General features: G+C 57.0%; 25 protein-coding genes. 12 read left to right on the plus strand and 13 right to left on the minus strand.

What is annotated here, in order from left to right; translation table 11 throughout:
• Positions 1–148: 148 nt before the first annotated feature.
• Complete coding sequence (locus IEX75_RS18650) at positions 149–460, minus strand: hypothetical protein (protein WP_188796500.1); 312 nt, start codon at positions 458–460, stop codon at positions 149–151.
• A 63-nt stretch (positions 461–523) separates the two neighbouring features.
• On the opposite strand from IEX75_RS18650, the gene IEX75_RS18655 reads away from it, so the two are divergent.
• Positions 524–1,297, plus strand: coding sequence for a hypothetical protein (locus IEX75_RS18655; RefSeq protein ID WP_188796502.1), 774 nt, complete (start codon positions 524–526; stop codon positions 1,295–1,297).
• Between the two features lie 94 nt (positions 1,298–1,391).
• Here the strand turns inward: IEX75_RS18655 and IEX75_RS18660 are convergent, their stop codons facing one another.
• The 5 genes from IEX75_RS18660 to IEX75_RS18680 all read right to left on the minus strand — a co-directional run bounded on the left by IEX75_RS18660 (position 1,392) and on the right by IEX75_RS18680 (position 6,345).
• Complete coding sequence (locus IEX75_RS18660; protein ID WP_188796503.1) at positions 1,392–2,030, minus strand: glutathione S-transferase family protein; 639 nt, start codon at positions 2,028–2,030, stop codon at positions 1,392–1,394.
• 27 nt (positions 2,031–2,057) lie between these two features.
• Complete coding sequence (locus IEX75_RS18665) at positions 2,058–2,426, minus strand: YciI family protein (protein WP_188796505.1); 369 nt, start codon at positions 2,424–2,426, stop codon at positions 2,058–2,060.
• A 477-nt stretch (positions 2,427–2,903) separates the two neighbouring features.
• Positions 2,904–3,194 (minus strand): hypothetical protein, encoded by a 291-nt coding sequence (locus IEX75_RS18670; protein ID WP_188796506.1) that lies wholly within the window; start codon positions 3,192–3,194, stop codon positions 2,904–2,906.
• A 198-nt stretch (positions 3,195–3,392) separates the two neighbouring features.
• Positions 3,393–5,153, minus strand: coding sequence for an aspartyl protease family protein (locus tag IEX75_RS18675; protein WP_229720949.1), 1,761 nt, complete (start codon positions 5,151–5,153; stop codon positions 3,393–3,395).
• 283 nt (positions 5,154–5,436) lie between these two features.
• Positions 5,437–6,345, minus strand: a complete 909-nt coding sequence (locus IEX75_RS18680; protein ID WP_188796507.1) for a LysR family transcriptional regulator — start codon at positions 6,343–6,345, stop codon at positions 5,437–5,439.
• A gap of 119 nt (positions 6,346–6,464) precedes the next feature.
• Here IEX75_RS18680 and IEX75_RS18685 point away from each other — a divergent pair, with 119 nt between their 5' ends.
• The 3 genes from IEX75_RS18685 to IEX75_RS18695 are packed head-to-tail and all read left to right on the plus strand — an operon-like array spanning position 6,465 to position 8,478.
• Positions 6,465–7,208 carry an SDR family oxidoreductase gene (locus tag IEX75_RS18685; RefSeq protein WP_188796508.1) on the plus strand — a complete coding sequence of 248 codons (744 nt, stop codon included), beginning with the start codon at positions 6,465–6,467 and terminating at the stop codon, positions 7,206–7,208.
• 21 nt (positions 7,209–7,229) lie between these two features.
• A complete protein-coding gene (locus IEX75_RS18690; RefSeq protein WP_188796509.1) occupies positions 7,230–8,135 on the plus strand; it encodes an SDR family NAD(P)-dependent oxidoreductase in 906 nt (301 codons plus the stop codon).
• 49 nt (positions 8,136–8,184) lie between these two features.
• Entirely contained in the window at positions 8,185–8,478 is a 294-nt protein-coding gene (locus tag IEX75_RS18695; RefSeq protein ID WP_188796510.1) for a DUF3861 domain-containing protein, read from the plus strand.
• A gap of 22 nt (positions 8,479–8,500) precedes the next feature.
• Here IEX75_RS18695 and IEX75_RS18700 read toward each other — a convergent pair whose 3' ends face one another.
• Both IEX75_RS18700 and IEX75_RS18705 read right to left on the minus strand, forming a co-directional pair.
• Positions 8,501–8,761 (minus strand): hypothetical protein, encoded by a 261-nt coding sequence (locus IEX75_RS18700; protein WP_188796511.1) that lies wholly within the window; start codon positions 8,759–8,761, stop codon positions 8,501–8,503.
• A 195-nt stretch (positions 8,762–8,956) separates the two neighbouring features.
• A complete protein-coding gene (locus tag IEX75_RS18705; RefSeq protein WP_188796513.1) occupies positions 8,957–9,601 on the minus strand; it encodes a glutathione S-transferase family protein in 645 nt (214 codons plus the stop codon).
• A gap of 569 nt (positions 9,602–10,170) precedes the next feature.
• Here IEX75_RS18705 and IEX75_RS18710 point away from each other — a divergent pair.
• On the plus strand, positions 10,171–10,443 hold the full coding sequence (locus IEX75_RS18710) for an XAC0095 family protein (RefSeq protein WP_188796515.1): 273 nt from the start codon (positions 10,171–10,173) through the stop codon (positions 10,441–10,443).
• Between the two features lie 169 nt (positions 10,444–10,612).
• Here IEX75_RS18710 and IEX75_RS18715 read toward each other — a convergent pair whose 3' ends face one another.
• Complete coding sequence (locus tag IEX75_RS18715; protein ID WP_229720951.1) at positions 10,613–11,398, minus strand: GNAT family N-acetyltransferase; 786 nt, start codon at positions 11,396–11,398, stop codon at positions 10,613–10,615.
• Positions 11,399–11,477: 79 nt separating this feature from the next.
• Positions 11,478–12,107, minus strand: a complete 630-nt coding sequence (locus tag IEX75_RS18720) for a TetR/AcrR family transcriptional regulator (protein ID WP_188796517.1) — start codon at positions 12,105–12,107, stop codon at positions 11,478–11,480.
• A gap of 97 nt (positions 12,108–12,204) precedes the next feature.
• Here IEX75_RS18720 and IEX75_RS18725 point away from each other — a divergent pair, with 97 nt between their 5' ends.
• The 3 genes from IEX75_RS18725 (at position 12,205) to IEX75_RS18735 (ending at position 13,993) form a co-directional block, all read left to right on the plus strand.
• Complete coding sequence (locus IEX75_RS18725) at positions 12,205–12,873, plus strand: glutathione S-transferase family protein (protein WP_188796519.1); 669 nt, start codon at positions 12,205–12,207, stop codon at positions 12,871–12,873.
• A 60-nt stretch (positions 12,874–12,933) separates the two neighbouring features.
• Positions 12,934–13,386: a DUF2141 domain-containing protein gene (locus IEX75_RS18730; protein WP_188796521.1), complete on the plus strand. Its 453-nt coding sequence runs from the start codon at positions 12,934–12,936 to the stop codon at positions 13,384–13,386.
• A 178-nt stretch (positions 13,387–13,564) separates the two neighbouring features.
• Positions 13,565–13,993 (plus strand): cupin domain-containing protein, encoded by a 429-nt coding sequence (locus IEX75_RS18735; protein WP_188796523.1) that lies wholly within the window; start codon positions 13,565–13,567, stop codon positions 13,991–13,993.
• 197 nt (positions 13,994–14,190) lie between these two features.
• On the opposite strand, the gene IEX75_RS18740 is transcribed toward IEX75_RS18735, so the two are convergent.
• Positions 14,191–15,111, minus strand: a complete 921-nt coding sequence (locus IEX75_RS18740) for an AraC family transcriptional regulator (protein WP_229720952.1) — start codon at positions 15,109–15,111, stop codon at positions 14,191–14,193.
• Between the two features lie 118 nt (positions 15,112–15,229).
• On the opposite strand from IEX75_RS18740, the gene IEX75_RS18745 reads away from it, so the two are divergent.
• Together IEX75_RS18745 and IEX75_RS18750 are read left to right on the plus strand one after the other, a co-directional pair.
• Positions 15,230–16,132, plus strand: coding sequence for an SDR family oxidoreductase (locus tag IEX75_RS18745; protein WP_188796524.1), 903 nt, complete (start codon positions 15,230–15,232; stop codon positions 16,130–16,132).
• Complete coding sequence (locus IEX75_RS18750) at positions 16,129–16,857, plus strand: SDR family oxidoreductase (RefSeq protein ID WP_188796526.1); 729 nt, start codon at positions 16,129–16,131, stop codon at positions 16,855–16,857. The genes IEX75_RS18745 and IEX75_RS18750 overlap by 4 nt, the downstream gene beginning before the upstream one ends.
• A gap of 98 nt (positions 16,858–16,955) precedes the next feature.
• Here the strand turns inward: IEX75_RS18750 and IEX75_RS18755 are convergent, their stop codons facing one another.
• Both IEX75_RS18755 and IEX75_RS18760 read right to left on the minus strand, forming a co-directional pair.
• Positions 16,956–17,633 carry a hypothetical protein gene (locus tag IEX75_RS18755; protein WP_188796528.1) on the minus strand — a complete coding sequence of 226 codons (678 nt, stop codon included), beginning with the start codon at positions 17,631–17,633 and terminating at the stop codon, positions 16,956–16,958.
• A gap of 525 nt (positions 17,634–18,158) precedes the next feature.
• A complete protein-coding gene (locus tag IEX75_RS18760) occupies positions 18,159–19,085 on the minus strand; it encodes a hypothetical protein (protein ID WP_188796530.1) in 927 nt (308 codons plus the stop codon).
• A gap of 372 nt (positions 19,086–19,457) precedes the next feature.
• Between IEX75_RS18760 and IEX75_RS18765 the strand changes: the two genes are divergently transcribed.
• Both IEX75_RS18765 and IEX75_RS18770 read left to right on the plus strand, forming a co-directional pair.
• On the plus strand, positions 19,458–20,078 hold the full coding sequence (locus IEX75_RS18765; protein WP_188796532.1) for a hypothetical protein: 621 nt from the start codon (positions 19,458–19,460) through the stop codon (positions 20,076–20,078).
• The gene (locus IEX75_RS18770; protein WP_188796534.1) at positions 20,075–20,827 is read left to right on the plus strand and encodes a hypothetical protein; all 753 of its coding nucleotides are present in this window, start codon (positions 20,075–20,077) and stop codon (positions 20,825–20,827) included. The genes IEX75_RS18765 and IEX75_RS18770 overlap by 4 nt, the downstream gene beginning before the upstream one ends.
• The last annotated feature ends 151 nt before the right edge of the window (positions 20,828–20,978 follow it).

Genomic DNA, 20,978 nt, shown 5'->3' on the forward strand with positions numbered 1-20,978 from the left:
GAACTGACGGCGCTCAAACAAAGCCATACCAGGATGCAACCCAATCGCCGTACATGCCGAGCAATCCGTCGTTGCATCCCTATTCCTTCAAAAAAATATGACTATGGCTGTCGATCAAGGCAGGCAGCGAATCAAGGTCAACGATGACTCATGCCAGCATGGCAGCCAGCGTCGACACGCAGATCGCAACACATGCGGCGAAGAAACTGTTGAGCATCAGGGTTTCGAGTTTCATGGCGGTTCTCCATTTCATGAGTGATTGAAGCTTTCGAGCTTGGTATTGCAAAGCCGATGCCAACTGCGCCAATGCCTCGAAACCCGCATAACGGCGCCATTTGCGAGAGGTGACGAGATTTATCCGAGCTGTCCGCGGACAGTTGTCCACGCTGTCCGGACGGCGCACGGACAACGCTGTTCTTTTCCGGTGCCAAGCATTACGCGCATACTGGAAGCGCTTCATCCGCCCGAAGCGATCAGGGGCCTCAACTCACCATGCCGGGCAACAGCCCTAAGCGAGGTTCTCATGAACGCCATCACACCCTGGCTAGCCTTGTCGTTCACGCTGTTATGTGCCACCGGAATTCGGGCGGCGGATACGAGTAGCTCAACCATCGTGCGCGATTACACCGATATCGTTGCACCTGCCGATCAGCAAGCGTATGAAACCGGCATTAAAAACTTTAATGAATGCCTGCATCAACACGGCTTCAAGTACACATGGAAAGCGTGGATACACGAGACGGGAAATACCTACGCTTATTCGTATGTCTCTGATCCGCTTTCATGGGAAAGCTTTGATGCGATGAACACGGCAGGCAAGGCCTGCGACCAGGCTCTCAGGACGGCCGTCAATCCGCATTTGAAAAGCGAGACCAGCGCGTTCTTCGAAATAAAGCCGGAATTAAGTCATATGCCTAAAGGCATGGCGCCGACGTCAGCCTTTATTGAAGTGAGATTTTTCAAACTCAAGCCCGGCCACGAAGCCGTGGAAGCTTTCAGAGATGCCGTCAAAAAAATTGCCGCGGCTGCCGAGAAGTCCAATTGGACTGTCAACTACATGTTCGGGGAAGTTCGGGAAGGTGGTGAGGACGCGCCCGATTTCATTCTGGTCATACCTGCCAAAAGTTGGGCGGATGTCGGCAAAGATCCCGACCCCTCCGTGTGGAAGATGGTCGAGAACGTCTACGGCAAGGACGATGCGCAAGCGATCCGTAAATCCGTCAACGACACTGTCCAGAATGAGTCGGAACACGTAGATAGTTACAGCGCCGAATTGACGTACACGGCTGCCCATTAATGATCAGCAACCTTTGACTTTAGCGGCCCGCCATGCGGGCCGTTTTTTTGGATATGACATAAACCATTATTTCCCTGAAACAGGGTGGATGAGGCTAGCAAGCGTTAACCGCTAATTGCGCAGCGAAAGCCCGTTTGTAGGCAGGCCGCGCTTCACCGCGGGCAACATAAGCAGCCAGGTTGGGAAATTCGTCGAGAATGCCCGATGGCCGCACCCTGAGCAGCACCGACACCATCATCAGGTCGCCCGCACTGAACGCGCCATCGAGCCAATCAGCATCGCCCAGACGAACAGAAAGTTGGCCGAGCCGATGGCGGATGCGATCCGCAACCAACGGCAGGCGCTCCTTGCTCCAAGGCTTGTCGCCCTCCACAAACCTGACGATGACGAGTTCAAGAATCGGCGGCTCCACCGAGTTGAGCGCGGCAAACATCCATGTGATCGCACGCGCCCGGGCGTTGGCATCGTCCGGCAGCAAACCCGCATGGTGCGAGGCGATATGGAAAATGATCGCGCCTGACTCGAACAGCACAAGATCGCCTTCCTCGTAGGTTGGAATCTGGCCGAAAGGATGAAGGCGCAGATGTTCGGGCTCCTTCATCGCCTGGTGTGGAACAAGACGGACCTCGTAGGGTTGGCCTGCTTCTTCAAGCGCCCAGCGAACACGCGTATCCCGCGCCAAGCCCTTGCCGCCATCGGGCGACCGTTCAAAGGCGGTAATGGTGATGGTCATGGCAAGGCTCCTCTCCGCGTCGGCGACTTATTGGCCATCAGGCATTTCAGCAAATGGCCGAATCTCGATCTCACTTGGTCCCGGCATGGGATTGGGGCAGCGCTTCACCCAAGCGACCGCCTCGGCCATGTCCTTGACCTCCCAGATCCAGAAACCGGCGACCAGCTCGCGGGTCTCGGCGAATGGCCCATCCGTCACCGTGCGGCCAGCTCCATCAAACGCGACACGCTTGGCTTGCGAGGTAGGCTTGAGGCCCTCGGCCACAACAAGAACGCCGGCATCGCGCAGTTCATCGTTGAATTGACCCATCGCCTTCAACATCCCGGCCATCCACTCCGGCGAGGCAGTTCCTGTTTCGCTTTCTTCCGTCGCCTTTACCAATACGAGCGCACGCATCGTTTGTCTCCTTGTTTGAGTCGGCCTTGTCGATCTGTCATCAGAGCGACGAACGGGGTTTTCGGAAATCGACACGGTCCTGTAAATTTTTTGATTGGGGAGGGGTGGGAATAACTGCTTGCAAGTCAGGAGTTGCGACGACGCGAAGGTCCACTGCTGCCCGGGGGAAATTCGCTGCGCTCTAGACAGGCATCTGCCACTCAACCGAAGCCTCTATGTTTGCCAGCCCATTCAACGCTAGCGATTCGTCGCCCCGGCGAACGCCGGGGCCCAGTGTCTTTGACGATCTGCAAGTCGCTGGGTCCCGGCTTTCGCCGGGACGACGAACATTCAAGTAGTCGGCAAGCCAGGCAAAATTTCCCCGGACAGCAGTGTGCTTTCGCGGGAACGACGACTCGCTTCAAACTGGCCTTCGTGCCCGATTTTCAGTGTGTCCACTTCGCGTTGCGAAAACGGACATCGAAGGGATATCGCCTTTTACCCCTCGTCCCGCACATCCTCGTCATCCCATTCGTAAAAGGGCGGCTCATAGATAAGAGGATCAACCTTGTAAGGGCCACCAAGACCCTCCGGTTTGAGCTCGGGAAATCGCGCCCAAATGAGCTCCCCCAGATCGAAGACAGCATTCATGGCCTTGCCGACAGGCCGGCGATACTGATGCCAATGCGCTTCATCGTCTTTGTCTCTCACAAAGGCAGCGGATTGATTCAACAAGCCTGCGATTTGCAAGAACAAAACATTCAGCCGATCCGCGTCGTCTCTGTTCATGAAATTTCCTTTGCGCGTTGCTGCGGCCGGATGTTGCCGCAAGGCATATATCCTGGAGACATTTGATTACACGCTAAAGCACAGGCAACCCCACCCCAGCCCTCCCCTACTGTCGCAGGGGAGGGAGCGCATCACGGTAAACGTTGGTATGCGCGCTTAAGTAAGTGCCATTCGAATCTGCGCCTATTTGGATTCAGCTTATGGCCCCGCAGTGGTCAAGCCATATTTGCTGGCACGTGCCTCGATGTCCGGATTGATCGCGCGTGCGGCAACTAGATCGGCATTACCCGCGGCCGTTTGACCGCTGCGGATTTTCGCCAAGCCGAGACCATAGCGCGACCAGGCAGAACGCGGGTTTTGCGCGACCGCCTGTTCATAGGCTTTGATCGCTTCGGGATAATGTCCCAACCGCAATTCCACCATGCCGAGACTGTCGAGATAGGCGGGAATTTCACCATCGCGCTTGATCGCCTTGTGGCAGTCCTTCAAGGCGTCGTCGAGCATCTGATTGCTCAAGCCACGCGCCCAGCAACGCTCGTTGAGTGCGGAACCGAGCAAGGCGTCATCACTGTGCAGATGAATCCAGTCATCCAGCAAGGGGAGTGCCGCAGCAGGTTGCTCGAGTTGGATATCCAGGCTGGCAATCGAACGCGCCTGCCTTGATCCGGCAGGGGCCAGCGCGCTTGCCGCTTTCACGTCAGCGGCCGCACCGTCGGGGTCCTTGTGCCTGATGCGTAATTCGGCTCGCAGCAGCAAGACGTCAAGGTTCTTTGGATCCAGGCTCAGTGACTTGTCCAGATCGGCGAGTGCTGCATCGGGCTGCTTATCCCCTAGATTTGCTCTCGCACGGGCCGCGTAGTAATCGGCATGATCGGGTGCCATGCGGATGGCTTCGTCCAGATCGGCGACGGCTGCCTTGGGTTCACCGCGAGACAAGTGCGCTTCACCACGCAAGGCGTAATCGCTTGCAGTCTTGGGCGCACCGTCCGCGGCCGTGCCGGCATCGGTATTGTCGCCGTCGCCGGGCGCTGTGGCGAAGGCAAACACGCGTCCGCCGTTGTAGGTGAAATAAGCCTTCCCTTCGCTGTTGGCGATGAACATGTGATGGGCGAGGAGAAAATCCAGGCCGAGCAGCATGTCGGTTTCGTGGTCGCCCATGCTTCCATCAATGACCAGCACCTGGCTGTGATGGATGGTTTCCGTGCCGACCGAGAACGCATCGACCGGCACCGTCCACGTCTTGACCGACTTGCTGCCGATGCCGAAGCTGCGATGGTCGACTTTGACATCCGGCCCATTGAGATCGATCCCGGCTCGCTCTGCGGCGCTACGGGTTATCAACGTGGCAGGCGCCCCGGAATCGAGCATGGCACGCACATGCTTGCCATTGATCGTGACGCTGAGAAACGTGCGCCGATCGGTCTGGTTGTTGGACGGCTCGAGATCGGCGACGTTGTAGTTGCCATCCTTAGACCAATACGCCAACGACATATCCTTGCAGTGTTCCACTTTGAACAGGGTCAATTTGCCGTGCGCAAAATCGATTTCCAGATCGGCAAAATCGAGCAGGTTGGCCCCAAGCAAGCCATAGCCCATGTCGGTACCACCGACAATGAAATCAATTTTATGAAGCGTCGTATCGAGGACGCCGAATTCCTGGACGTCCGCGAACTCGGCATTCGCACCACCGCCAATACCGTAGACGCGAAAATCAAAGGGCAAAGCCCGCAACCTGAGACCCAGCGCCGCCGCGTTGGCCTTCGACATGATGTTGAAGAATGCACCCGTGTCGAGGGCGAGGCGTGTGTCGCTACCGTTGATCTTCACCACGGTGGTGGCTCGTCCACCAATCAGGTCCACCGGCAACGTGCCGTATTTCCCCACGTGGCAACTGTCAGCCCAAGCATGGCTTGCGAGCGAAACGCCGATAGCCAGGCAGCAAAAACGCCATAGCCTCATGACTGGCTACCTCCGTGTGTGATTTGGCTGCCGAATGCAAATCTAGCGGCGGGCGCCGCACACGCCACTGTCCTTAAAGCATATCCCTGCATGAGTCCCCCCGGATTGTTCCATGGTGTGAAATCGCAACCATCAAGGCCGTCATTCCCGCGAAAGCGCACTGCTATCCGGGAAAGTTTCGTAACACCTCACCGTCATTCCGGCGAAGGCCGGAATCCATGCTTCGTACTGGCGATGGATTCCGGCCTTCGCCGGAATGACGATCACGCGCACATCCCGACTTTTAAACCATCTCCCCAAACTTGGCCTTATACAAATCACCCAGCCAATCAATAAACACCCGCACGCGCCGCGATAGCTGCCGACGATACGGATAAAGCGCCGTAAGGGGCAAGTCCGGGCTGCGCCATTCGCCCAATACTTCCACCAGCCGCCCATCTTGCAACGCATCGTCGATGTGAAAGCGCGGCAACTGGATCAACCCACAACCGCGCAGTGCGCTAACGACGTAATTTTCTGCGTCGTTGACCGCAATCCATCCACCAAGACCAAATGCGCACAACTTGTCGTCAACGATCAGCTCAAGCGTGTTGTCGATGCCGGTGCTGCTGGAGAAGAACTTCACCGCCTGATGATCAGCCAGCTCGCCGGGATGTTGTGGCGTGCCGAAGAAGGCCAGGTATTCCGGGCTCGCGCAGATCACTTGCGGCATCTTCGCCAGTGGGCGGGCGACCAGGGTCGAGTCGCGCGGGACGCCGGCTCGAATAACGCAATCGACACCTTCGCGCAGCAAATCGACCAGGCGGTCGCCACTGCTGATCACCAGATCAATGTTGGGGTAGCGGCTGCGAAACTCGTCGATCCTGGGCAGCACGATATGCGTGGCATGCGTGGTGGCCATATCCACGCGCAGCGTGCCGCGCGGATTGGAGGCGATGTTTTTCAGCGACGATTCGGCATCTTCCAGATCGCTAAGAATAAGCACGCAACGCTCGTAGAACGCCTGCCCGTCCAACGTGGGGCGCACCTGGCGCGTAGTGCGTTCAAGCAGCCGAACCCCGAGCCGCGCTTCCAGCTGCTGGATGGCGTAGGTCGCCGTGGGGCGCGGCATATCCAGCATGTCGGCTGCCCGGGTAAAGCTCCCGGTTTCCACGATGCGGGTGAACAACTGGAGGGTTTCGAGTCGATCCATGCGCCTATTGTTAATTTATATTGAATTACGGTGTCATATTTAATGCATTTATCCATGTCAGGCAAATGATCAGACTCGCTCCCCAAGGGCACTCCCGCCCTTTCACCCAGGAGCGATCCATGAACTCGAACCTAGTCAAAAGCGCCATCGTGACCGGCGGCTCACGCGGTATCGGGCAGGCCATTGCCATGCGTTTGGCGGCCGATGGCTTTGCCGTCGCCGTGAATTACGCCGGCAATGCAGCCAAGGCACAGGAAACGGTCGCCGCCATCGAAGCCGGCGGCGGCAAAGCCATTGCCGTACAGGGCGACGTTGGCAATCCCCAGGATGTGGCGCGCCTGTTCGCCGCCACCAAGAAGGCCTTCGGCCGTATCGACGTCGTCGTCAACAGTGCCGGCGTCATGCCGATGGCAACTATCGCCGAGAACAATCTGGAAACCTTCGACAAGGTCATCGCCACCAATCTGCGCGGTGCGTTTGTCGTCATGGCCTTGGCGGCAGAGCAGTTGGAAAAGGACGGCCGCATCATCGCGTTGTCCAGCAGCGTGCTTGCCAAGTCCTTCCCTGCTTACGGTCCTTACATTGCCAGCAAGGCAGGCGTGGAAGGCCTGGTGCACGTGCTGGCGAATGAGCTGCGCGGACGCGACATCACCGTCAACGCCATCGCGCCGGGACCGGTCGCCACCGAGCTGTTCTTCAACGGCAAGAGCGATGAGCAAGTCACGCAGATCGCCAAGCTGGCGCCGCTGGAGCGCATCGGCACCCCCGAAGAAATCGCCGCCGCCGTGTCGTTTCTGGCCGGCCCCGATGGCCGCTGGGTGAATTCCCAGGTCATCCGTGTCAACGGCGGTTTCGCCTATTAATTCCGAATCGAGGACATCGTCATGAAACAGGTCATTCTCGTTACAGGCGCATCCAGCGGCTTCGGCGCGATGAGCGCGCGTGCGCTCGCCGATGCAGGTCATATCGTCTACGCCAGCATGCGCGATACCGCCGGGCGCAATGCTCCCCAGGTTGCGGCAGCACGCGACTACGCGGCACAGCACCACGTGCAACTGCACACCGCAGAGCTTGATGTTCAATTACAAGCTTCCGCCGACGCAGCCATCGCGCAGATCATCGCCGAGCAAGGGCGCATCGACGTAGTCATGCACAATGCCGGTCACATGGTGTTTGGGCCAGCGGAAGCCTTTACGCCGGAGCAGTACGCACAGCTTTACGACGTCAATGTGTTGGGCACGCAACGCGTCAACCGTGCGGTGCTGCCACACTTGCGTGAACGCGGCAAAGGGATGTTGTTGTGGGTGGGCAGTTCCAGCCATCGCGGCGGCACGCCACCGTACCTGGCACCGTATTTCGCCGCGAAGGCGGCCATGGACGCGTTAGCCGTGAGCTATGCAGGCGAGTTGGCGCGTTGGGGGATCGAAACAACCATCGTCGTTCCAGGCGCCTTCACCAAGGGCACCCATCACTTCCTGCACGCGGCATCGCCTGCCGACAAAGAACGCCACACCGCGTACGACAATGGCGCCAATCACGGGCTGGCCGATGAAATCCTGAAGAATCTGGCTGCGTGTGAACCAGCGGATGCCGATCCGCAAAGCGTCGCCAAAGCCATCGTCGACGTAGTCAACCTGCCCTTTGGCCGACGCCCCTTCCGCGTCCACGTCGATCCCGCCAGCGATGGTTGCGAAGTGGTCAACGCCGTGGCCGATCGCATTCGTGCGGAGTTTCTCCGCCGGATCCAACTCGGTGATCTGCTCTCGCCCCGTGGACAGCAGACCACCTGAGCGTACCGCCCACTACGTTCGCACATACCCATCACGAAGGAGAAATGTCATGCCATTAGCCAACTTCAAAATCCAGGTCGAGCGCATGGATGACGCCGCTTCTGCACCGCTTGTCTTCGAAGTTCAAAATCATGACGACATCTTCGCCATCGTGGAGCGCGTGCGGGCGGGCACGGCCTTTGCCGAGAACGATGCCATGGCACTCGCCGTCGGCCTGAAACTTTTCACCGGCGTGATGTTGAACCATCGCCACGATCCCCTCTTCGCCGATGTGCAGTCCGCGATGCGGATGTTTATCGGTAATCTGAAATCGCGTATTGCGGCGACGATGGAAAAAACGTAAGGGGACCGAAATCAGCGCTTGCTTATACCAACATGGCAGCCAGCGTGGACACGCAGATCGCAACACAGGCGGCGAAGAAGCTGTTGAGCATCAGGGTTTCGAATTTCATGGCGGTTCTCCGATCGATGATGAGTTGAGGCTTTCGAGCTAAGCGTTGCAAAGCCGATGCCAACCGCATCAATGCCTGGAAAACCGCATAACGTCGCCATTTGCGGGATATGGTGAAATGAAGCTTGATTGTCCGCGGACAGTTGTCCAGGTTGTCCGGACGGTGGACGGACAACGCTGTTTCCTTAGATCCCGGCGACACTCGTCAAATCATAGGGACAGCGTGTGATCGCGCTGCTCGATGCCTTTGCTCGTCATTCCGGCGAAAGCCGGAATCCAGTTTAAATACGTCGTGCGAAGCACTCATACCCTTTTATATCGTGTGCTTCGCACGCCATGTTTGTACTGGATTCCGGCTTCTCAATAACGATCATTCGACGAGCGCTTTAGCCAGCCACGCCTTTCTCGACTTACACGTCTCCATGGCGCGCTGGTAGCCTTCTTGTGCCCTGGTACGGGCCATATAGGACCGCTCCACCTCACCAAGCCTGACACCCCCACTTGTTTGCGCCAACTCCAAGGCATAAGTCACCGAAATGTCAGCGGCCGTGAACACCTCGCCGGCAAGATAAGGCGTACGTGCAAGCTGGCGGGTTACCAACGTCAGGCGACTCTCGAAAACGCTTAGCGCCTGGTCAGCGCTCCAGTTCTGCCGCTCGGACTCCGGCGCAAAATTGCGGGCACCGACGACGAAATAGATCGAGGCTGCGAGGCCTGCTTCACCAAGGTGGAGAAACTGCTGGTAAGCAGGGAAAGCAGGATCGTGCGGCGCCGGCGCGAGCGGCGTCGGGCCATAGCGAGCCATCAAGTACTCCATGATGGCAATGGACTCGACCATCGTGACGTCGCCGTCCTGAATCGCCGGAATGAAGCCGGCAGGATTGATGGCCAGGAATTCTGTGTCTTTCTCGACACCGGCCAGCAGGTCGACCGGCCTCAGCCGATACGCCAGCCTCATCTCCTCCAGCAGCCAGATAACCCGGAATCCCCTGCCTTCGCCAAAAACGGTAATCATATGTCGCAATCCTCATATCGCTGTGAATGGACGGAGTGAGCACTCTGCTCGGAGGCTCTCTAAGCGACGATCAAGATCCAAGGAATTCGACATCAACCGTCGTGGTAGACGCTGTCGTTTCGTCAACGCCGCAGCCCATCGCTTCCGCCTGCGCCGCGTAGGCATTTGCCAACACGTCAAAGTACTCGCCACTGACAGATGATGGGACGTGTTTTATGCGAAGGTGCGGCAGTCGGGCGTGCCCATCCAGCGAGATGACTACGACACGCCCGACATGAGAGAAGTAGCGCGGATCGCCTGGGTGACAGCCCAAACGATCCGCTGGCCACCACCAACTAACAGCGAGTTGACTATGGTTATCGATCATAATAAGGCACCGACACGTCTTCGTGTTCCCACCATGGTGCATTTCCCCTACTTCTCCGCCGCGCAGGCTGTGCGACGTCGAGCCGAAGTGGGCACTTGCCGAAGCGGAAGCAGCTGATTCCGACAAAGCGAGCAGGATTTTTCCTGAAGCCCTTCACGCCGCGCGCAATACGCGGCGTGACCTAAGCGTGTGGAGAACACAAATGGAAGATATGCACGGCGGCCGCTGCGGACCGCAACTCTATCTATTGTCCCGAGACGGCTACGAAACCCTCAAACGTCTTCAAGCCATGCTGGATTTGATGGCACACATCACCTACAACGAGGAACACACGGCGAACAGCGATACCATGATAACGATTGGCCGCGCGGAGCTTTACTTCATCTTTCAGGCCTTCAACATACAGCTGGATGATGTGCTTGACGGTCTAGGTAATGAGAATTGGCTTGGCGACTCAAGCTCTACATGCCAGTAGAAGCAGAAAAGGCCGTTCTAGCCTCGATGTCATTCCGGCGAAGGCCGGACGTAGCGCGCAGCGCGGAGAACGTCCGAAGGACGGCCCCGCAGGGGTGAGCGAAGCGAATCATCCAGTTGAAATACGTCGTGCGAAGCACTCAAGGCATTTATGTCGAGTGCTGCGCACGTCATTCTTGACTGGATTCCGGCGTTCGCCGGAATGACGACTCGGTACCGCTGCACTGAGCGGCAATCAAGTTAGCCAATGTCACGCGCTGAACACCGGCAGCGTCGAAATTTTCGGGGGCCAGCCATCGCTCGAATGCCATTCGGATGGCTGGCCAGTCGCGGTCGATCATCGCAAACCAGGCGGTGTCGCGTGAGCGGCCTTTGTACACCACCGCCTGTCTGAAGATGCCCTCGTATTGAAAACCATAACGCAGGGCGGCAGCGCGGGATGGTGCATTCAAGTGATCGCACTTCCATTCACACCGCCGGTAACCAAGGTCATCAAATACGTGGCGCAATAGCAAAAACATGGCTTCGGTAGCGGCAGACGTGCGTCGTATCAGTGGCGAGTAAGCCACATGGCCTATTTCGATGACGCCGTTGCCGCTATCGATTCGCATCAGGGCGAGCATGCCAGTCGGTTCGTGCGTGGCCAGATCGATAATCGTGTAGTGAAGGGGATCGCGGCTTGCAGCAGCCTTTATCAGGTGACTACGGAAACTTTCTGCATCGGCGAACGGCCCTGCACTCATATACGTCCAATCCCGCCCGTCGGGCGCCGTACTGTATGCGCGATACAGACCGTCCACGTGGCGATCGACGTCGACTGGTTCTATGCGGCAAAAGTGACCATTTAGCGGCGTATGGGGTGGCACAGGACGAGCAGTCCAGTGCGGCAGCGGCGCGCCGATGGGCTGCTGAAAGGCATTGACCAGCATTTCTTCTTGATTGACGCAGGTATTCACGATCCAACCTCTCTTGGAAAATGGCGTTCCGATTGGCCACGCGGCGAGATGTTCGCTTAGGCGACTCCGCTGTCCTGTTCTATTTCACGGTTAGTCCTTCGATCAACAACGCGGTAACTCGTTGCGATGCATGTTCGACGAACAACGCATCATCGGAGCCTGTAACGCGCCTTCCGCAGATCAATAGCGCCAAGCCATGCACCAAAGACCAGGCAGCCAATGCCAAGTCCCTGGGATCTCCGGCACGGAACTTACCCTTTTCCTGGCCCGACTTGATGATGTCGGTAAGCGTTGCATAGAGCGCGTCACTCGCTTCGACAAGCGCGGGATAGCACTGCCAATCCGAAATCGCCGGGCCGAACATCAACTGCAAAAGGTGCGGCTGCTCAACGCCGAAACGCACGTATGCGCCACCGGCAGCCTGCAGCTTCCGGGTGACCCCGCCTCGTGTGGCGGCGATGACCTGCCCCATCGTTGCGCTCAGTTCGCGAAAACCCGCTTCGGCAAGGTCTGCCATCACAGCTTCCTTGTCGGCGTAGTGCCGATAAGCCGCGGTGTGGCTGACGCCAGCCATCTGCGCGATTTCACGCAAGCTGACCGTGTCGACGCCACGCTCCGCCATCAAGGTGGCGGCGGCGGAGCGCAACGCGCTCTTCAGATCGCCGTGGTGATAGGCCGACCGTTTGCCGGGCCTGGAAGAACGGTTCACTTTCTCGCCTCGCCCAATGTTGACAGTGGAAACATGTCTTCATAGTATCACGATGTTTCCAGTGGTAACAACAAACCATCTCCCGTTGGATAAGGCCATGCTGACCGTCCACCATCTCAATCAGTCCCGCTCGCAACGTATTCTTTGGATGCTTGAAGAGCTGGGGGTCGAGTACGACATCGTGCGCTACCAGCGCGACCCCAAAACGCTGCTGGCACCGCCGGAACTACGCGCCATTCACCCGCTTGGCAAAGCCCCGGTGGTGACGGATGGATCTCATACCCTGGCAGAATCCGGCGCCATTCTTGAGTATCTGGTTGAGCGTTATGGCGAGGGCCGATTCGTTCCTGCGCAAGGTTCGCCTGAGTATTTGCGCTATCGCTATTGGATGCACTACGCCGAGGGATCGGCGATGCCACCGCTGTTGCTCAAACTGGTCGCCGGAAGAATCGCCAAGGCGCCTGCTCCCTTCTTCATGAAACCCATCACCCGGAAGATTGCTACGTCATTGCAGGCCGGCTTCGTCGATCCCCAGCTCAATCTCCACTTCGGCTACATCGCGGAAGAACTCAAGCACACGGGTTGGTTTGCCGGCAGCGAGTTCACCGCCGCCGACGTTCAAATGAGTTTTCCGATTGAATCCGGCGTGGTGCGCGCGGGTGCAGGCGTACATCCATCGATACGTTCATTTCTTGAGCGCATTCGCGCTCGCCCTGCCTACCAGCGTGCACTGGCTCGGGGTGGCGACCACACGCCATTGAGCTGAGTAACGCGTGGATTCGCTTCACCTGCTGATTTCTCAAACAAAACCTGGAGGTCGATTTATATGGCTATCAAAGCCTTTCGTTCTCATCATCGGCTGGCCATGATGATGAGTATCATGGCTGGCATGTTGTCGCTATCCGCATACGCTGCGAATGTGACCGTAACTGTGGATGGTTTACGCAATGCCAACGGCACGGTCCGGCTCAAACTGGATGGTTCGGAAGCAGGCTGGAACAACAAGGCACAAGCTGCCGCCACAGGCCATGTCAAAGCAGCAGTCAATGCCGTGAGCTATACCTTCAGCGATATTCCACCCGGCACTTATGGACTGCGCGTGTATCAGGATGAAGACGATAGCGGCAAGCTGCGAACCAATATGCTTGGCATTCCCAAAGAGGGCTACGGCTTCAGTAATAATCCATCCGTGATGGGTATGCCGTCGTTTCAGCAAGTGCAGTTTACGGTGACTAAGGAGGACATCTCTGTCGTTATCCATCTTAAACACGGTATATAGCGGCGAGCGACATCATCTAACAAAGTCATCGGGTTTCTTTTTCTCCGCTTTTTGAGTAGCGCCCTTTAGCTGTCTCTTCCGCTATGCTTCCACGTCGTTTTAGCCCTTGAAAGATAGGCATCCCATGACGAATAGGTTCTTTTCATATGCCCTCCTCGGCCTTCTTGCGGTGTCTGGCATGAGCGCTTCAGATGTCTCCCTGGCTGGTGATGCGGCCAACGTTATTTCCCCAGATAAGCTGCCCTTCGTCCAAGTTTCGCAAGGTGTACGACTGAAGGAGCTTACGGGGCGTGCAGCGCCCGTCGGTGCCAGGTCGACGCTCGGCAGCGTTGCGCTATTCGAACTGGACCCGGGTCATGCAAGCGCATGGAGCCATAACAAGCTCGGCGAGGAATCCTTTTTTATTCTGCAAGGGCATGGCGAAGTTTGGACAGGCAACACGGCGCATCCTGTTGGCCCGGGTGATTACATTCTCATTCCGCCTGCCGTTGTTCGTTCCATCAGAGCCAGCAAGGGCGAGATGCTGAAGTTCTATGCCATCACGACGCCGGCGTGGAGCAAGGATGATGATGTGCTGGTGCCGGCCCCTGAAGGTGCGCCCAAGTAATGATTGGAGCTGGAGCTGCTGTCATTCCCTTAGAAAAACCGACGTTCACGACTCTGCTATTTCAGAGCGAATCGTCATTCCGGCGAAGGCCGGAATCCATTTATATCCATGCGAGATACATGTCGATTCAGTGAAAGTTCTACGCAACGATCTGCATGGATTCCGGCCTTCGCCGGAATGACAAGCAAACCACGTCATTAACCCACACGCCGCACATGCCGCCGCGGCGCTGTCCCCATAACCCGCTTGAACGCCGTGCTGAACGCACTCTCAGAGGTATAACCCAGCGACAAGGCCACGGCAGAAACCGGCTCTCGCGCATTGCGCAGCCGATCATCCGCCAACAGCATCCGCCAGCGCGTCAGGTACTCCATCGGCGGCTGCCCTACTTTGCTTTTGAAGCGCAGCGCAAACGCAGTGCGAGACATGCCGGCAACCCGAGCCAGCTGTTCCACCGTCCAAGGCTGCGCTGGCTCCGCGTGCATGGCGGCAATGGCGGCGGCCAGTTGCCGATCCGCCAGTGCAAACAGCCAGCCCACGCCGGTGCCTGTCTCCTGCAAATGCGCGCGCAACGTGCGCACTAACAATATCTGCGCCAACTGTTGGGTAATGAGGAAGCCGCCAGGCTGAGGATCACGCGCTTCCTCGGACATGTGTTCGATGCAGATGCGCAACGCAGCCTTGGCCGGCTCATCGCGCACATGCAGTACCGGCGGCAGCATGCTCAGCAGAATGCTGGCGTCGCCCACCATGTCGCAGTAGCCACCAAGGCTGAGGAATTCGCCGCCGCCATTGAGCAGCACCGGCTCGCCCGGTTTCTTCTTCGCCATAAACATCGCCGGATCGATGGGCGTGATATCCAGTCGCGAGCCGATGCGGAAGGGGCGGCCACGCGGCAGGAGAAAGCAATCGCCAGCTTGCGCCACAAAGGGCTCCGCCGAGCCATCCATCTGCGCCAGGCAACTGCCCCGGACGATCGCCTGGAACTTGATGCCCTCGTGCGCCTGGAATGCGATGCACCAGTCGCCGGCAGCATCGATCCCGCCCGAGATGTAACTGCGCAGCTTGAGCAGCGCGAGCACGTCGGAAAGCGGATCCATGGAGGCTTGAACGATCATTTGAACGATCACGAAAGAACTATGGAGTTTTAAGCATAGATTGTCCCGATAGCCCTGCCTAGACTGCGCCACGACAGTCAACGCCGCATCCGCGCGGCAACGATCCCAGGAGATTGCGATGCTCGTCTTCGTCACCGGAGCCACCGGCTTTATCGGTTCGTCCACCATTCCCCACCTGCTCGCCCGCGGACATCGCGTGCTGGGCCTGACCCGCTCCGAGACCGGTGCGGCTGCGCTCAAGAAACTCGGTGTTACACCGCATCCTGGTTCGCTGCAGGATTTGGAGAGCTTGCGAAGCGGCGCGCGCCAAGCCGATGCGGTTTTGCATCTGGGTTTTGAACATGATTTTTCCCGCATCGCGGAAGTTTCCGCGCTCGACAAGAACACGATCGAGGCAATGTGCGGCGTGCTGGAAGGCTCGGGCCGCCCCTTCATCGTGGCGTCCGGCACCGCCCTGCTCGCTCCCGGCCGCGTGTGCACGGAAGACGATGACGCGCGTCCCGTTTCGGATTCGTTTCCACGCTCCTCCGAACAAACTGCCGCGAGCTTCATCACACGTGGCGTTACCGCTGGCGCAGTGCGCTTCGCCCCTTCCGTGCATGGACGTGAAAAGCAGGGATTGGTGAGCTACCTGATCCAGATCGCGCGCCAAACCGGTGTTTCTGCCTACGTCGGCGACGGCAGCAATGTGTGGCCCGCCGTGCAAGGCCAGGACGCAGGCGAGCTGTGCGCACTCGCCGTGGAAAAAGCCGAAGCCGGCGCGCGCTGGCACGCGGTGGCAGAAGAAGGCGTGCCTTTGCGCACCATTGCCGAAGCGATTGGCCGCGGCATGGGTATTCCAGTCGTAAGCAAGACACCAGAAGAAGCACTCGCTCATTTCAGCTGGCTGAGCCACTTCGTGGGCTTGAGCGTGCCTGCTTCCAGCAAGAAGACGAAGGAGAAGCTTGGATGGCAACCGCGTGGCATCGGCTTGATTCAAGAGCTGGATGAAATTTTTGCGGATGCCGGCGTAACACCGTGAGCGAAGCGCTGATGTCTCTTGCCGGCAAGCGCGTGGTAGTGATTGGCGGCACCGCCGGCATCGGCTTCGCAATCGCGATGCTGGCGCGGGAAATCGGTGCGGACGTAGTTGTCGCTTCCAGCCATCAAGCAAACATCGATGCCGCCATGGCGCGTCTGGATGGCGTAACCGGCAGCGCCATGGATCTGCGCGATGAGAGCAGCATTTCGCGCTTCTTCGATACGCTGGGAGCTTTCGATCATCTCGCCATTACCGCGGGCGACTGGGACATTCCGATATTTGCACCCACCCGTGACATCAACCTCACCGCGGCGCGCGACAGTTTTACGGTGCGTTTCTGGGGAGCATTGGCTGCCGTCCAACACGCTTGCCGCGTGATCGATCCGACCGGTTCGATCACGCTGACCAGCGGCATGCTTGCCTACCGCCCTATCAAAGGTGCGCCAATGGCCATCGCCATATCTGGGGCGATTGTGCATCTGGTTCACGGCCTGGCTGTCGATCTGGCGCCGCTACGCATCAACGTCGTATGCCCAGGGATCACACTGACCGAACAGGTAAAGCAAATGATGCCGCCGGAACGGCTGCAGGCTTCCGTTGCGCCGCTGCTTTTGCCACGAGGGGCAACGCCGGCAGAGGCTGCTACTGCGTATATCTATTTGATGCTCAATGGGTATGCCACGGGTCAGGTTCTTCCGGTGGATGGTGGTGGTTCTTTGGCGTAAATTTATTGACAAGCTTCTGCTTTATGAGCAGTTGCCAGTTGCTCTGTCTTCAGCCTCATCGCCGCGAAAGCCCGTCACTTCGACGGGCGTTTCCACCATCACTTAGCCAAGCTAAACGCCCAAGCCGTAATTTCGCTCTTTACTGCGTCCACATCCCCCTGCCCTCGGAACTGACGCTGGATCGTCAATCGGACGAGGCTTCCTTTACTAAGGACAATCGCGGCCCCTTCGCTAGTGTCGAAGGAGAAAGTATTTCCACCCTTAGATATCTTGCGCCGCCTGATTGACACAACCGTATACGCACTCGAATTTACGCGCTGCATGGAGACAAGCACAGGCTGATCCATCGACATACTTCCCGTTTGGGAAGCATTGGGCGACGTTTTACGCACCAACTCTTCTACGTAGCGCTCGTAGGCCGCTTTATTTTGGTTCCACAAGGGCTGAGCATTTTCCCACCGCCTCTCGGTCGTGACATAGAGCTTATCAACATCAGCTGTTGTCGAAGGACCGGAGTCTTCGTGAAACAGTGCAACGGCGAATGCAACTTCCAAGGGGTAGTTTGCGCCATTTACCTGCGTTTTCTCATCGGAAACGAAGCAACCGCTGAGAGTCCCAAACTGAGTGGCAACACGCCTCATGCTGTCCAATAACGGACTTTCAGGCGCGCAAACACTTAGGCCTTTTGGACCTGGCACGACGACATCAGCCGACCATGTCGTCAAAGGGAACAAGATAAGAAAAGACAGAAAACAAGCGGTTTTCCAAGGCTTCATGCTAGACGACCCCTATTCCTGATACCGCTCAAAAAAAAAGATACTTCTTTTTCTTTTATTCTTTTCTCGGACAAAGAATTATGACTCCTCATTTGTTTCGACTACCGCTCGCCTAAAGCATCGAAAGGATATAGCTGGCAGTTTAATTTAGCCATCCGAAAAATAGGAGGTAGCTCAACGCCACTTCCGTATTAATTACCTTGCTTCCGTTCCCTGAAGCTCATTCCAATGATCTTGTTTGACGCAATACGCCCATCAAGCAGCGCTTTGGCGGCGTCGTTGACGAAGATACGTGTAGCTACGGCAGCATCGCGAAAGATCGTTGGCTCAGCGGGAACGAGGTGCTCATGAAACACTGGCGCCTGGATGTAGCCAACCACCATCTCTGAGCGCTCACGGTCGACGCAGTCTAGGATGTTGGTGACGTTGTAGGCCGGTAAAACGCGCTAGGCGCAATAAGCCGAGGACGAAAGGATGATCCCATCGGCGCCGAATATCAGCATCCCCCATGGGAAAAGACGCCGGCTAAGTTTTTTTGTCTTCGTCCGGCTTTACGGTTTTCCGTACACTTTCCTGCAAATCTGCAACTACATTTTTCATCATGTCCGCGGTTTCATCCGTTCGCTTTTGGTACTCACTCAGATCAAAGCGCCTGTAGCCTAGTTCCTTGCGCGCATACTTCAACAGGGCGGGCATTTGCTTTGCAAGCATGGCTAAATACTCCGTTGCGGCGGTCGCCATTTTGTTAGTCAGCGTGTATGCGTCTGCTGCAAACGCTTTCTTTCTCTCGTGCCTCTTTTGTATCTCAGCGCTGTAGTATTCGCAGTGCTGATTGAGTCGTGCAAGGCGTGCCGCGTCCTCATTTCCTTCGATCGTCATTCGGCGAAGTTCATCAATAAAAACACCCCTTTCCCGCGCGAACATAGCGATGTCTTGGTCTGCGGTAAGTAAGTCGACGCGCAGTTTTTCGATAGGCGCGCGCATTTCCATCAACTTGATCATGGCCCGGCCGCTTGAAATTTTAAATTCACTTAGCAGTCGCGACATTTTCTGAGGCGCAATTAACTCGACCCTTGCGATTGCTGATGCGGTGTCTTGAAATTGCTTTTGTGTCTCCTTCATCGGAATGTCGACATCACACATTCTCCCAAGGCAGGCGGTTTGTGATTGCGCAGCGTCCACAAGATCAAGATAAAGCTGCCGTCGCAATTCATACCGACGTTGAATGACGTCACTGATCCACTTTACGCCCAGCGTAAACAGGACTCCGTAGAGCGCAAGCATGCCCGTATTCGTCCACTGAAAAAGCCCATCGCCTCCCGGTTGCGGCACCAATTGGATCACAGTCGCCGCGTTGTTCGTCGATGGTGCACTTACGCCAGCAGAGGCCGCCGCGAGCGCAGGCGTGCGGGCGGCGGTAGTAGTCGGTTGACTTGCCTTTGTCGTATCCACACTTTCCCCTAATTCACTCCGTCAGCTTAAATGCAAAACCCGTCGGGGCGGGTGGGCTTTGTTCTATGCCGGCGGGCAGCCAATCGTCTGCCAGGCGGCGCCCTTTTATGTCTAAGATGTAACTATTTTTATAAATTTCAATAAGATATATCGTGGTGGACATAAACAAAAAATTGAATTTCTAAGGCCACCCACAACGCGAATTACGAGGTGTCGAGGCCCCCGCCCGGCATACCCATGAGGGAAGGACCCAGAGCCAAAGGCTGGCGTCCAATAGGTGTCTTGTTGTATCAGTAGAGCTGATCTGGCGGCCCTCCCCCCGGACTCGGGGCGACTAGGACGTCATCTACATAGGCCTATGTGGGGGAGCATATGAGCGATGCGAGTGCAGTGAGTGGCGCGCAGGTTGAAACGGGAGCGGGCGCATCTAATGGCGGAGGCTCTCCAAGCATCGACATATCGAGGGTCGTGAAGGCTTCTGCGACCATAACTGGTGCTCTAGAGTCGCTGAATTCAGACGAAAGGCAGCGTGTATTGCAGGCTGCGGCCGCTCTTTTCGGCGTAGATGTGTTTGTTGCTGATGATAGAAGGGAGAAGGCGGAAGATAGGGACGATCGTGATTCCGATAGCGGGCAAAAGAGAAAATCAAGTAAGCGGCAATCAATTGTGGAATTTCTGGAAGGATGTAACCCGGCGACGAATCCACAGCGCATCGCTTGCTTTGCCTACTACCGGGACAAAGTAGAGGGGAATGAAAATTTTGCGCGAGGTGATCTCTCGGGTTACTTCGCACAGGCCAAGCTCCCTGCGCCGGGCTCAAATTACGCCAGAGACTACAACCTTGCAGTCAGGGAAGGCTGGATTCACGACGAGGGAACGAAGTCTTACCTAACGCAAAAAGGCGAGAAGGCAGTGGAGGCCGGGTTTGAAGGGAAAGCCAAGGCTCGCGGCGCGGCGGCGACTAAGAAGCGGCGGGGTAAAAAGGCTGAATGATCGACCCGTCAAAGCTCCTGGCAAACATACCGGACTCTCTCAGAGATCCCCTCATTGAGGAATACCGTGGAATTTGCAGCGCCTACAGTGAGGGGCGCTGGAAGCTGGCGTCGCTGGATGCTGGGCGTTTTTGTGAGGTTGCCTACACCATCATTCATGGCGCCGTTTCTGGCACCTTTGCCGCGGCACCACAAAAGCCCAGAAACTTCTTGGCGGCTTGCCAGGCCATGGAGAATATGGTTCCGGTTCCCGTTGGTGATAGATCTCTCCGCATTCTGATTCCGCGGCTGTTGCCTGCGTTGTACGAGGTTAGGAATAACCGAAACGTCGGCCACGTCGGAGGGGATGTGGTCGCCAATAAAATGGACTCATCATTTGTTCGTGAAGCTGCGGCGTGGGTGGTTGCAGAGCTGGTGCGCATTACGCATGGAGTATCCACGTCAGATGCGCAAGATGCTGTGGATGCTCTGGTCGAGCGTGCGAATCCCTTGGTGTGGGAGGTCGACGGAATCAAACGAGTGCTATCCGCTGGCGTGAAAATAAGCGACGAAGTGCTCTTGCTTCTTTATTCAACGCCCGGATGGACAAAGACTAGCGACCTGAAGGTTTGGGCACACAACAATGCAAACATCAATCGGGTTCTCGCGGGCCTTTTCGGGAAGCGCTTGATCGAGGTTCGTACGGATAAAGCGATGATTACGCCACTTGGCGTAAAGTTTGTGGAAACCAAGTTGCTAAAGTCGAGCTAGCTTACGGGATGACCAACTCCAAATCAGTTGGTCATCGCTCGAAACCCCTCGACGTCCCCCCGGTTTTGAGTAGCGCAAGGATTTGGAGTCCAATCCCGCAACGGAAGGAGATTGGACGTGAAGAAGCGTTTTACCGAGGAACAGATCATCG

The sequence above is a fragment of the Dyella nitratireducens genome (genome assembly GCF_014642835.1).
GTDB classification, from domain to species: domain Bacteria; phylum Pseudomonadota; class Gammaproteobacteria; order Xanthomonadales; family Rhodanobacteraceae; genus Dyella_B; species Dyella_B nitratireducens.